The following is a 12,300-nucleotide window of genomic DNA, read 5'->3' on the forward strand; positions in this document are numbered from 1 at the left end:
GCGGACTTGGACGCGGCGATTGTGGCCGGTCAGGCCGCGGTGGACGCCACGCCCGTCGATCACCCCGACCGCGCCGCGATGCTGTCCAACCTTGGCAACGCCCTGAGTAGCCGATTCGAACGCGACGGTGAGCCGGCGGACCTGGACGCCGCGATCAGCGACTACCGGGCGGCGGTTGGGATGGGCGGAGCGGCGCCGCGGGTGCGGGCGGGCGCGGCGCATGGCTGGGGGCTGGCCGCGGCACGCGGAGGGCGGTGGCTAGAAGCCGTGGCGGGGTATGCCGCGGCGATCGAGTTGCTGGGGCAGGTCGCGCCGCGCAGCCTGAAGCGCGGCGATCAGGAGCATCTGCTGGCCGAGCTCGGGAATCTGGGCGCGGACGCGGCGGCCTGCTGCGTACGGGCGGGGCTGATCGGCCGGGCGGTGGAGTTGTTCGAGCAGGGTCGGGGGGTGCTGCTGGGTCAGGCGTTGGACACCMGCACCGATGTGACCGCTCTTGCCGAGCAGCATCCCGACCTGGCGGCATCGTTCATCGACCTGTGTACCGCCTTGGACCAGGCCGACGAGCTGCCCGGGCTGACGCAGTCCCAGGTCGGTGAGGATGCGGCCGCGACCGGCGCCGAACGCCGGGCGGCAGGCGTGGCGTTSGACGATCTGATCGCCCGGATTCGCGGGCTGGCCGGGTTCGAGGGGTTTCTCCATCCACCGCCGGTCGCGGAACTGTTGGCGACGGCGACTGACGGCCCGGTGGTAGTCGTGGCGGTCTCGGAGTTCGGTTCGTATGCGCTGCTGCTGACAGCCGGAGGGGTGGAGGCGGTGCCGCTGGCCGGGCTGACGCCGCAGGCGGTGCACGACCAGGTGATCGCCCTCCTCGGCACGCTGGATGACACCATCCCGGCGCCGCAGGGGCCGTTGGGTGAGATCGTCGGCTGGTTGTGGGATGTCCTCGCCGGCCCAGTGCTCGACCGTCTGGACGTCGTCGGCCCGCCGCGCAATGGCGGCCGGTGGCCGCGGTTGTGGTGGTGCACCTCGGGGCTCCTGTCGTTTCTGCCGGTGCACGCCGCCGGCCATCACAACACCCGGTTCGACCCGTCCCCGGCGACCGTCCTGGACAGGGCGATCTCCTCGTACACCCCCACCATCCGGGCTTTGGCCCACGCCCGCCGCACCAGCCCGCTACCGGGCGGCAGCCGTGTCAGCCTCCAGGACGATGGCCGGCTGGTCGCGGTAGCCATGCCCCACACTCCCGACGCCTCCGACCTACCCGGAGCCCAGGTCGAAACCACCAGCCTGCAGGCCCGCTTCTCCGGCCAGGTCGACCTGCTCACCGGTCCGCAGGCAACCAGGCAAGCGGTGCTCGGCCGGCTACCGACCGCCCGATGGGCGCACTTCGCCTGCCACGGCACCGCCAACACGGCCGACCCGTCCGCCAGCCGGCTGTTGCTCGCCGACCACCAGACCCGGCCGCTGACCGTCCTCGACGTCGCCCGGCTTCGCCTGCACGACGCGGAACTGGCGTTCCTTTCCGCCTGCGAAACAGCCCGGCCAGGCGAGCGGCTGACCGACGAGGCAATCCATCTGGCCTCGGCGTTCCAGCTCGCCGGCTACCGGCACGTGATCGCCACGCTCTGGCCGATCAGCGACCTGCACGCCGCCGACATCGCCGACGACATCTACACCACCCTCGCCACGACCGGGGACGCCGCCGCCGCCGTCCACACCGCCACCCGCCAGCTCCGCGGCCTGTGGGCCCGCATGCCGTCGATCTGGGGATCCCACATCCACGTCGGCATCTGACACCCACGCCCCTCGCAAGGCCCGACACCCCGACATATACCTGGGGGAGCGACACGATGCACACCAACGACACCAGCCCGGTGGCCAGCGACGACGGTGTGCTGGAGGCCGCCCGGGCGCCGAGGCCGTCTCCTATGACATGAGGCGTCATCACGGGAATGACATGAGGCGTTATCACGGGAACGCCAACCAACGATCAGTTGACCTGCGCGGACGCGTGGGTCACGGGGATGGTCTTCTCCGCGTTATCACGGGAACAGGACAGGGACGGGCCGTGCCGCCGACGGTCACGATTCCCGGCGGCCAACCCTCGCCGCTTTAGACGTTGTGTGCGAGGAGTCCGAGGTCGCGCAGGCTTTCGGCGGTGTCGACGATCGTTGCCTCGACGGGGCGTGGCCGCCAGCCGAGCTCGGTGCGGGCGCGGTCGTTGTGGATGATCGGTCGGGGCAGGTCGGCGCCGGGCGCCTCTTCTGTGGGCACGCCCACGGCCAGCGGCCCGAGGCGTGCGCGCAGGGTCTGGGCCACCGTCAGGTAGCTGATCGTCGGGCCGTCGGCGACGGCCAGGAATCGCTGGCCGGCGGCCTTCGGCGCGGCCATCGCGCGGATGTGCAGGTCGGCGACGTCGCGGACGTCGGCGAGGCCGAACCGGGCGCGGGGCGCGACCGGCATCGTCCCGTCGACCATCGCCTTGATCAGCTGGGTGGATGAGCGGAGGTCCGAGGTGAGGGTCGGGCCGAGGATGAACGTCGGGTTGATGGCGACCAGCTCCGTGTCGCCGCCCTCGCGCGCCATGAAGTCCCAGGCGGCCCGTTCGGCGATCGTCTTGGACCGTGGGTAGGGCGCGAGGCCGGGCGTGTCGGGATCGGTCCAGTCGTCCTCGGTGAACTCGGCGCCGGGCTTGGGCGTGTATCCGACCGCGGCGAACGAGGACGTCAGCACCACGCGGCGGGCGCCCGCGTCGCGCGCGGCCCGCAGTACCCGCAGCACGCCGTCGCGGGCGGGCACGATCAGATCGTCCGGGTTCTCCGGCTGGACGTAGGGCAGTGGGCTGGCGACGTGATAGATCTCCGCGCTGCCGGTCATCGCCTTGGCCCACCCGTCGTCCGCGGTCAGGTCCGTGGCGACCAGCTCCAGGCCGCCGTCGTCCGCGCCGCCGCGGCGCACGGCCGCGCGCAGCCCGTCCGAGCGTTCCAGCGAGCGCACCGTGGCGCGCACGGGAGTTCCGCCGCGCAACAGCGCGGCGATCAGCTGCGTGCCCACATATCCGGACCCACCGGTGACCAGGGCCAGATCGGTTGTCATGGTGTTCCTTCCGTCGTGGTTGCTCCAGCCGAGCCTGCGGGCGGCGGCGTGGGCGGGGGAGTGCCCGGGCGTTCCTGGGAGTGGCAGGACCCCCCACCGCCGGCGCGGGCCGACCTATGGTCGACGGGTGAGCGACGGACCGAACCCGCTGGGCGAGTACCTGCGTGCCCGGCGCGCGCTGGTCACTCCCGAGCAGGCGGGCATCCCGCAGCTCGGGGCGCGCCGGGTGCCCGGGCTGCGGCGCGAGGAGGTCGCGATGCTCGCCGGGATCAGCGCCGACTACTACCTGCGGCTGGAGCAGGGGCGCGACCGTAGCCCATCGGCGCAGGTCCTGGAGTCGCTGGCGCGGGTGCTGCGGCTCGACGCGGCCGGGCTGGAGTACCTGCTCGGCCTCGCGGACGGCCACTCCCGCCGGCCGCGGCGGCGCGAGCGCCGGCGCGAGGTCGTGTCGGAGAACATCCGCGCCCTGCTGGACGCCGTCACGTTCCCCGCCTTCGTGGAGAGCCGGTACTTCGACATCCTGGCCGCGAACCCGATGGCGGCGGTCCTCTCGCCGCGATTCGTCGTCGGGCGCAACCGGGTGCGCGACTACTTCCTCGAACCCGCCGAACGGGACTTCTACCCCGACTGGGAGAACTCGGCGCGGGGGATCATCGCCGGGTTCCGCACCTCGGTGGGCAGCGATCTCGACGACCCGCGGTTCGTCGAGATCGTGGGCGAGCTGTCCCTGGCCAGCGACCTCTTCCGCACCCTCTGGGCACGTCAAGACGTCGTCCGCCGCGAAGGCACCACCATGACGGTGCACCACCCCGAGGCCGGCGCACTCACGCTCTACCGAGAGAAGCTGCCGATCCCGGGCGCCGCGGGGCAGGTCCTGGCGCTGTGGCACGCCGCCGCCGGCTCGCCGGCTGAGGAGAAGCTCGCGTTACTGGCCTCCTACGCGCTGCGGGTTCGCGACCCCGCGAGCGATCCCGACAGCGAGGCCGCCGGGGCGGCCCGTACGTCGCACCGCGGACCGCAGCCGACCTGACGGCATCCGTAGCGGGACGCTTCTCGATCTTGTCGGTAAACGACCGTTTACCGACAAGATCGGGCGATCTGCCTGGCTGCGGGGCACTGGTCGGGCAGGTGTTCCGGTACGGTTCAGCGGCCAGGTAGCGGGTCCATTCCTGTTCGTCGAGGCCCCGGCCGGCGCGTTGGCGGGCCATCTGGACTGCGGCGTTCCGCAGCTCCTGAAGCACGCTGGCGTCCCACAGCCGTACGGTGCCATCCTCGCCGCCGGTGGCCAGCAGCCCGTCCGGGCCGAACGCCACCGAGCTGACCGAGCCGGTGAGGGGGTCGCCTAGCGGACGTGGTGCGGCTCGGTCGGTCACGTCCCACAGCCGCACCGTGCCATCCCCGCTGCCGGCGGCCAGCAGGCTGTCCGGACCGAATGCCACCGAGTTGACCCAGTTGGTGTGGCCGGCGAGCGCCCTGCCGATGGGGTGGGGTGCGGCCCTGTCGGTCACGTCCCACAGCCGCACCGTGCCATCCCCGCTGCCGGCGGCCAGCAGACCGTCCGGACCGAACGCCACCGAGCTGACCGTGTCGGTGTAGCCGGCGAGCGGTTTGCCGGTGGGGTGCGGTCCGGTCGGTCACGTCCCACAGCTGCACCGTGCCGTCCTCGCTGCCGGTGGCCAGCAGACCGTCCGATGGAGGGTGGGCCGCGGCCCCGGCTCAGGAGGAGGCAGCGCGGCGGCTCCTCAGCACCGCGAAGGCAACTAGAACCATGCCGATCGGGATGGCAAGCAGGGCGCACACGCCGGTCGACAAGTGGGTCAGCAGACGCAACGCGACGAACATGGCCGGGAAGGCGAACGTTCCGTCGAGCACCGGATGGCGCCGAGCCCAGGCCCGGCTCTGTCCCCAGGGGACGAGCGCCCGGGCGCCGAGGCAACAGAATTCGACCGCACCCACAATGCGCACCGCGAGGCCGTGGTCGACGAAGATCATCGAGACCGCGAGGGTGAAATAGAGGACCGCCAGTGCCACCCGGGTTCCGACCCGCGGTTCCGGCCACACGATTGACCAGCGCTCCCTTTTCTGGCGGGTCGCCTCCATGGGGCATCTCCCTCACGTTCGTCGGCGGACATCTTCCGCCGCAGCCCGCCATTTACTTTGGCCAGTCCGGATCGGTTCAAGGTGTGCCTGTCACGGATGCGACATACCGTTCATTCAGCCCTCACCCCCGGCGCCAGATCGCCGGCGGAAGGAGATCCGCTGTTCGACGGTGGTGGAACAAGATCTCCACCGGGCCGGGCCGCGGCGGCGGCGACCATTCCGCCCAAGACCGTGTCTCGCCGAACGCATATTGACACGCCGCCGCCTCGCCGCACATGCCCATCGATATCGATGTCATGTCGGACCACCGACAAAGACTTTGGAGCTTCCTTACCGCCCGGGGTCTGGCGGAAGAACCCGGCCGATGCATTCGGAGAGCCGAGAAGGAACGAGGACGCACCGTGTAATACCGCCTGACGTGCGTGGATCATGTTCGGGTCCCGGCATGGAGACAGATCGCGGGCACGCCCGGGTGCGGACCGAGGGCGTTGTTGCGTTGAGCGAGCGCGAGGCATGGCAGCGGCGGGTTGGCGGCCTGGTCAGATGGTGAGGGCCAGCTCGGTGAAGGCTGCGGCGAGCCGGCGGTGGGGTTCGGTGTCGGTGGCGAGTTCGTAGTGGCCGCGGCGAACGTTCTGGACGAAGGCGTGCCCGGAGGCGATGACCTGGGGAACCGGGCCCGCGTGCGCGTCCATCGTCGCGAGGCGACGGACCGCAGCTACGACGACGTCGCCAGCATCGATGGCCGCCTCGGCGAAGGTGAGGCCAAACCGCTGTGCGCGGCAGGACCGGGCACGTCCAAATTCGCTGCGCCTCCAAGACGCTGTGCTTGCGGCGGCGGACCGGGTGGGGAGCCCGGACGCCGCGAGCGTGATCTTCGGCTGCTCGACGAGTGGGACGCAGACGGGGCCGAGGCGGGCAACACCACAGGTCGGGCCAGGTAGCCTCCTGGTCTGCCCGGTTGGCGCGGGGAAGCGCCGGCGGATGACGGTATCGGGGGAGCACGTGGATAGTCCCGCAGTCAGTCGCGCCCGTCTCGTCGCGTGCGCGGGTCCCTTGGCGGCTGTGATCATCGGGATCCTCGGGATTTCCGGGTGCGGCGGTTCCGCCGACGGCGGCGCGTCGTCGACGGCAGCGGGGACGACACCGCGGACCGCGGCGGCCACACCGGCCACGGCCGGGGCTCCGGCCACCGCATCCCCGGCGTCGGCGCCGGCGGAACCGTCTTTGAATCCCTGCGGTGTCGTCTCAGCGCGGGAGGCTGAGCGGCTCGCGGGAACCGCGCTACTCAGTCCGGTCGCGGAGGACGAGACCTGCGTCTATGCCGCGACGCCCGACGGACCGACGGCTCAGGTCGAGGTCCGCGTCGGTCAGACCGCGGTCGACTACTACACGGCCGATCGCGGGACCGGCCACACGATGCAGCCGCTCACCGGTATCGGCGACGAGGCCTACATCTGGGAGTACGCCGTCTTCGTCGCCAAGGGCGACTCCCGTGTGTCGATCAATCTCGTCCGTGGCAACGACCCGGCGGACAACCGGGGCCCCCTGGAGAACCTGGCTCGCACCGTCGCCGATCGGATTTGACCCGCGCGGGACGGGCCCCYTGGTTCCCGACGCCGAGGCTGGACATGAGGGCGGCCGGGCAGCGGTCGCCGCGCGGCCCCAGCCGATACCGCCTTTTCGATCCTGGCGAGGTCGCCGGCGGTCAGCCGCAGCCGCACCGCGGGCAGCGCCTCGACCAGACGTTCACGGGCGCGGGCACCGACCAGCGGCACGATGTCATCGCCCACGCGGCGACCCAAGCGATGGCGAGCTGGGGGACTGCGCAGCCTTCGCCTCGGCGACCGGGCGCAGCGCGTCGACCAGGGCGAGGTTGTGCTCCACGTTGCCGCTAGTGAAACGCGGGCTGACGCCGCGGAGGTCGCCGGATCCGGCGTCACGGTCCGAGCTCCAATGGCCCGAGATCAGGCCCCGGCCGAGGACTCCGTAGGCGGTCAGTCCGATGCCGAGTTCCCTCAGGGAGCATCGGGCCGCTTCATGCCCGTGGCCTGGTGCTCGTGGACGGGCTTCGGCAACGACTTGCCGGTGGGCGACGACCGACGCTCCCGGTGCGTCGTCAGCCTTGGCGCCCAGCACGTCAGGACCCGACCAGCCGGACCTGGTGGGATAGACATTCCCGCACAAAAATTCCGACGTCGGCGCCGGTACCAGACGTAGTCGCCGTGAGGTCTGAAACGTCTGCGCTCCGCACAGGTCGTCGGCGCTGGGCACGCGTTCGTGCAGAACCTCCGCCGCGGCCACTACGAACTGGGCATCGACGTCGAACCACGTCAGCGGCCCGCGGCCGCCTTCACCGAACTCACCACGGTCATCTGACCGCCACCGCAACCAGAGGCCGTCATGCCTCGCATCGGCCCATGCAGCGCCATCTCGGCAGCAGCAGGTCAGAACGCAGGACCGACCGTATGGGACCACGCCCTCTCGAAGCGGCAATGCGTCCAAAGGGTGYCAATCGCCACGATCAGTAGCGACGGCATCCGACCACGAATAGTGTCAATGACAGGCGTACCCGACCGGGTGCTGGCTTTGAGAGATTTGAGTGGCCCCACCTTCCGCCCGCGGCCAGAACATGGYAACGAGCGCTGAGGGCGTCGGCCGGCAATGGTTCCTGTCCCAGGTCAAAGGGTCAGTACAGCGTGGCGACAGTCGGCTTGACCTTGCCGCCCTGAAGCGGCGGTGTGTCTAGTAGGGCTTTGTTAGGTGACCATGAGGTTCCGTTTCGTTGCCGCGCTGGTAGTGGTTCGTAGGGTTGGTGGCAGGTGCGGATGACCTTCGAGTCCTGAGCTGCTGCTCGTCCGGCGCCCTTGGCTTAGCCCGGATCTTTCATCGGTTGGTTGGGTGTGATCGCGGGTTGTCCTCTCACCCTTGTTGATGTTGAGTTTTGTGGGTCAGGTCGGGTGTGGCCGTGGTCGGGCGCCTCGCTGTCGCGCGAGGTGGGCGCCTGGTCCACGTCCGGGTGGTGTTGCTCCTGGTAGGTAGGGGTGGGAGGTCGGTGGCCCGGGTTATCCGGGGCTGGGTATGGCGTGCAGGGTGCTGATCGCCTGGGTGGTGAGCGCTGCCCAGGGGTGGTGCGTGGCCAGGTGCAGGACGACGGTGCGGGCGTGGCGGGCGAGCCGGCCGGCGAGCCAGAAGATCCGGTGGCGCAGCCGTTTCGGTTCCCATCGCCGTGCCGGCCCGTCGGGCAGGGCGAGCATCTGGGTCCAGGCGACGAGGTCGAGGGCGAGGGTGAGGGTGACCAGGGCGCACCAGACCTGGTTCTGGGCGAGGTCGTGCAGAGGCAGGTTGGTCAGGCCGGTGTCTTTGGCGCCGCGGATCCGGTCCTCGCAGCGGGCGCGGCGGCGGTGGCGCAGCTCGAGGTCGGCGAGCTGGCCGCGGGGCGTGTTCGTCGCGAACGCGGTGATCCGGTTGCCGTCGACGTCGGTGATCCGCAGCTGCGCGCCGGGATGCGGTCGTTCCTTGCGGACGATGACCTGCATCCCCGGTGGCCAGCCGGACAGGTCCATCAGGCCGGTCAGCTCGGCGACGAACGCGCCGGGTCTCGGCTGCCGGTCGGCGTCGTAGGCCGGCGTCCACGCTGTCTTCGGTAGCCGGGCGATCAGGACGGCGGCGTCGTCGGGGAGGGTGAACCCGACCGAGTAGCCCACCCGGCGCTGGGATAGCCAGTCCAGGAAGACGTGGGTGCCACCGGCTGAGTCCGCGCGGATGAGGACCTTGCGCGATCGGCGCAGATCTCGGGGCAGGTGGGCGAGCGCGTCGGTGGCGACCGTGATGTGGTCGGTCGCCGTGTTGTCGGGTAGCCGGAGCGCATTGCTGCGCTCCGGCCCCCTCAGAACCGTGCGTGCCAGCTTTCCCGGCACACGGCTCAAGCAGGCCCGATGGCTTCGCGGGCCGGAAGTCGTGCCGTCTTGCGCGTCGTGGCGTCACGCCGGCGAGCGCAGAAAGGGTGCATCAGGTAGCGGGTGTTGTCGTCCGCCGGGTGGTTCGGCGCGGTGATCGCTGTTCGGCGGATCGCCTTTCGTAGCGCGGTGAGCCACTGTTCCCAGTCCTGTGGGCTCTGCGGTTCCTGGCCTGTGTGCAATATCAGGTCACCGCAGGCCGGGCAGCGCCCGTTCTGTTTGCGGAGCAGGCGTGTCAGGAATGGTCCCAGCGGTGGTTTGCCGCGTCGCCGCCGGATCGCCCAGTACTCGGCCAGGGTCGGATCGTCGGGTGACGACCGGCCCCTGACCAGGGTATGGCGGACGATGGGGGTCCAGGAGAACTTGACCAGGTAGCGGCCRCTGTCGCGGTCACCGAACACCCAGCGATCTCCCCTGGCGGGGTGGAAGGCCCGAAAATATCGGGTTGCCACCCACCGTTTCCCCTTGTTTGGGTGTGTCCGTCGCGCCCACCGGTAGGTGAGCATCCACACGTAGTGGTCCAAGGCGRAGAAGATCTCCTTGGACACGGCCGTGCGGTAGTAGGCGGCCCAGCCCCGGATCGCGGGGTTGAGCCTGGTGATGACCGCCTCGGCGTTGGCCCCGTGCAGGGCTTGGACCTCGGCGGCGAGCCTGCGGCGGATGCTGTGCACCGCTACCTTGCTCGGTTTGGTCAGCAGCTTGCCGTTGCGGTAACGGCGGATGTTGAACCCGAGGAAGTCGAAACCGTCTTCGAGGCGGACGATGTGTGTCTTGTCCTCGTTGAAGGCCAGACCCCTGGGCGCAAGCCACCGCTGGAGGCTTTCCTTGACCTGCTGCGCCTGTTCGGCGCTGTGGCAAAGAGCCACCAGGTCGTCGGCATACCTCACCACGAGCGGACTTCTAGCCGTCACGCCCCCGGCGTGCTTGACATGCCCGGGGTGGTAACGGACACCGGCTGCCGTTTCCAGACCGTGCAGAGCCACATTTAGCAACAACGGGCTGATCACGCCGCCTTGGGGAACCCCCTCCCCGGTCGGGGTGAACCTTTCCCGCTCGACCACACCGGCCTTCAGCCACCCGGCGATCCTGCCCCTGGCGGGGAAAGTACCCAGCAGCTTCAGGAGATGGCCGTGATCGATGCGGTCGAACGCCGCGGCCAGGTCGGCGTCGAGGATCCACCGGCGGTGCGGGTTGCGCCCGCTCACAGTGGTGAAGATCGCCTCGATCGCGTCATGGCAGCCGCGGCCCGGACGAAACCCGTAGGACTTCGGCTCGAACCGGGCTTCCCACTCGGGTTCCAGGGCGTTGGYCGTCAGGGCTTGAAGCGCCCTGTCGGCGATCACCGGAATACCGAGCGGGCGGCGTTTCCCGTTGGCTTTGGGGATGAACACCCGCCGGACAGGCAGAGGCGACCACCGGGCCGACCGTCGCTGCACCCAGCCGGCCAGCTCGGCCTTCTGGGACACCGACAGCGCGGCCTTCCCGTCGACGCCCGCTGTCTGGCGGCCGGCGTTAAGCTCCGCCACCCGGCGCACGCTGACCACAGCGTTCGCCCTGGAGCGGAGCATCAACTTCTGGAGGCTACGGACCCGTTTAAGATCCCCAGCCCGCGATGCCGTGAAGATGCGTTGCCGTAGCCGCCGTACGTCGTCCTCGGCCTGCCGCCAGTCGATCGACAGCCAGTCCGGGCACGCGCCCTCCGGTCCGTTCACCACAGCATCGGCCGCCGGACGGGCCAAGGCCTGTTCCAGCATGTCCAAGGTCATGGCGTCCAACTTGCCCTTCGGTTCAGGTGCTCCTGGCTTCGGTCTCCACAAGCCCACCTGGCCACGTCAGCGCCCTTTCGGGCCGGGCACCTGCCCGTATCCGGCCGGTTATCCGGAACCGGCGACGGAGGTGGCCGCCACAACGTCCCGGTTTCCCGTCGCCTTTCGGCGCACCGGCATTCGCTTCTTGGCCATCCTGTTCCCGCCAGGGGATCGACCTTCCTCACGGTCAGCCCACCGCGCAGGAAACCTGCACGGACCCCGTCGGGGTTTCCACGTTCCACACGAGCGAGACACAACCGGGGTGGGCGCCCTCTAAACCCCGGGGACGGTGGTGTCCACCCGGCCGACGGTTCAGCTGTCCGACCGGCACCCGCCGTTTCGCAACGGCCAGCCCCTAAACCCCGCTGGAACCTTCCGCCTGCGGGGCTCAAACGTGACGAGGCATCATCAAGGGTTCACTCACGTTCACCCGTCCGGTTTTCCCCTTGCCTGTGGCCGGCGGACGGAACGCCAACCCTTGGGCTTCTTCCCCGAGCTTCGCACCCCGCCGTTACCAGCGACGCACGTCAGGGTGGGGACAGGCCTTGGACACTGGCCCGAGCTACACCGTCGACATCAGCCGAACCCCCAATCGGTGCAACCACTCAACTCGTGCGACCTCGTGTCGCACCGACCCGGCGTTGCCCGCCCGCAGCAGTACCGCCGCCGGCTCCCCGGTGCCGTCCTGGCCGTGGTCGACGAACGCCCACAGCGGATGGAACCCGTCGAGTAGGCCGTGGGCGCGGTGCCGGGATTACTCCCGGCCCGTTTCCCACGGCCTCTCTCCGCACCCGGCGTGCGCCTTTCGACGCACCGGGCGCTCCATGGTCCCTGCCGTTATGCGGGTTGTGGGGCCCAGGGGGTGGGGATCCGAGTGCCGCGGTAGCGGTACCGGGTGACCGGTATCTTGGCGGTCCGCTTCCACTCGGTGGTACCGGCCCAGTAGTTCAACCACCTCCCGGTGGGGGTGRTATATCGGGCGCGGAACTCCTTCCATCTCCAGCGGTGCCGGGTCATCAGCAGCCGAGCGAGACGCCACCAGACGAAGCTGTCGATGGCACTGAACACGTGCTTCGCCACGGCGTGCTTGAAGTAGCCGGCCCACCCGTGCGTGACCCTGTTGATCCAGGTCAGCAGGTCCTCCAGGCCCTGATGTGATTCCCTGGGAGTCATGGCCCTGATCTTCGCCTTCACCGCCCGGATCGCCCGGTCGGCTACGAAGGTGTAGACGTACCACTTGTCTGTCCCCCTCTTGCGGCGCCGCTGGATGCGGAACCCGAGGAAGTCGAAACCCCGATCCAGATGCGTGACCTGAGTCTTCGCCTCGGACAGGCGCAGCC

7 protein-coding genes and 5 pseudogenes are annotated in these 12,300 nt (G+C 70.0%); 4 read left to right on the forward strand and 8 right to left on the reverse strand.

The window, feature by feature from the left end; translation table 11 throughout:
* Positions 1 to 1,794, forward strand: a 1,794-nt coding sequence (locus BCD49_RS38045; protein WP_131803654.1) for a CHAT domain-containing protein, incomplete at its 5' end; no start/stop codon positions are given.
* Positions 1,795 to 2,112: 318 nt separating this feature from the next.
* On the opposite strand, the gene BCD49_RS38050 is transcribed toward BCD49_RS38045, so the two are convergent.
* Positions 2,113 to 3,096 (reverse strand): NAD-dependent epimerase/dehydratase family protein, encoded by a 984-nt coding sequence (locus tag BCD49_RS38050; protein ID WP_007516252.1) that lies wholly within the window; start codon positions 3,094 to 3,096, stop codon positions 2,113 to 2,115.
* A 127-nt stretch (positions 3,097 to 3,223) separates the two neighbouring features.
* Between BCD49_RS38050 and BCD49_RS38055 the strand changes: the two genes are divergently transcribed.
* The gene (locus BCD49_RS38055) at positions 3,224 to 4,126 is read left to right on the forward strand and encodes a helix-turn-helix domain-containing protein (RefSeq protein ID WP_007516253.1); all 903 of its coding nucleotides are present in this window, start codon (positions 3,224 to 3,226) and stop codon (positions 4,124 to 4,126) included.
* Between the two features lie 256 nt (positions 4,127 to 4,382).
* Here the strand turns inward: BCD49_RS38055 and BCD49_RS41640 are convergent.
* The 3 genes and pseudogenes from BCD49_RS41640 to BCD49_RS42920 all read right to left on the reverse strand — a co-directional run.
* Positions 4,383 to 4,670: pseudogene (locus BCD49_RS41640) on the reverse strand (WD40 repeat domain-containing protein); the annotation flags it as partial.
* 142 nt (positions 4,671 to 4,812) lie between these two features.
* On the reverse strand, positions 4,813 to 5,196 hold the full coding sequence (locus BCD49_RS38065; protein WP_007516255.1) for a hypothetical protein: 384 nt from the start codon (positions 5,194 to 5,196) through the stop codon (positions 4,813 to 4,815).
* Positions 5,197 to 5,735: 539 nt separating this feature from the next.
* Positions 5,736 to 5,861, reverse strand: a pseudogene (locus tag BCD49_RS42920) (IS6 family transposase); the annotation flags it as partial.
* A 559-nt stretch (positions 5,862 to 6,420) separates the two neighbouring features.
* Here BCD49_RS42920 and BCD49_RS45645 point away from each other — a divergent pair.
* Entirely contained in the window at positions 6,421 to 6,780 is a 360-nt protein-coding gene (locus BCD49_RS45645; protein WP_007516257.1) for a hypothetical protein, read from the forward strand.
* A gap of 22 nt (positions 6,781 to 6,802) precedes the next feature.
* Here the strand turns inward: BCD49_RS45645 and BCD49_RS46700 are convergent.
* A pseudogene (locus BCD49_RS46700) lies at positions 6,803 to 7,218 on the reverse strand (aldo/keto reductase); the annotation flags it as partial.
* 204 nt (positions 7,219 to 7,422) lie between these two features.
* Between BCD49_RS46700 and BCD49_RS41650 the strand changes: the two are divergent.
* Positions 7,423 to 7,572, forward strand: a pseudogene (locus BCD49_RS41650) (IS6 family transposase); the annotation flags it as partial.
* 686 nt (positions 7,573 to 8,258) lie between these two features.
* Here the strand turns inward: BCD49_RS41650 and BCD49_RS38075 are convergent.
* From BCD49_RS38075 to BCD49_RS38085, 3 genes and pseudogenes are all read right to left on the reverse strand, one after another.
* A pseudogene (locus tag BCD49_RS38075) lies at positions 8,259 to 9,044 on the reverse strand (IS1380 family transposase); the annotation flags it as partial.
* 74 nt (positions 9,045 to 9,118) lie between these two features.
* Positions 9,119 to 10,918: a group II intron reverse transcriptase/maturase gene (gene ltrA, locus BCD49_RS38080; RefSeq protein ID WP_083401952.1), complete on the reverse strand. Its 1,800-nt coding sequence runs from the start codon at positions 10,916 to 10,918 to the stop codon at positions 9,119 to 9,121.
* Positions 10,919 to 11,797: 879 nt separating this feature from the next.
* Positions 11,798 to 12,300: group II intron maturase-specific domain-containing protein (locus BCD49_RS38085; protein WP_274535056.1), on the reverse strand; the 503-nt coding region annotated here is incomplete at its 5' end.

This window comes from Pseudofrankia sp. EUN1h (assembly GCF_001854645.1).
Lineage (GTDB): Bacteria > Actinomycetota > Actinomycetes > Frankiales > Frankiaceae > Pseudofrankia > Pseudofrankia saprophytica.

What these genes read in the sequence shown, in the direction of transcription:
- BCD49_RS38050 (WP_007516252.1), bottom strand. Translation starts at nt 3,096, where the DNA reads ATGACAACCGATCTGGCCCTGGTCACCGGTGGGTCCGGATATGTGGGC.
- BCD49_RS38065 (WP_007516255.1), bottom strand. Translation starts at nt 5,196, where the DNA reads ATGGAGGCGACCCGCCAGAAAAGGGAGCGCTGGTCAATCGTGTGGCCG.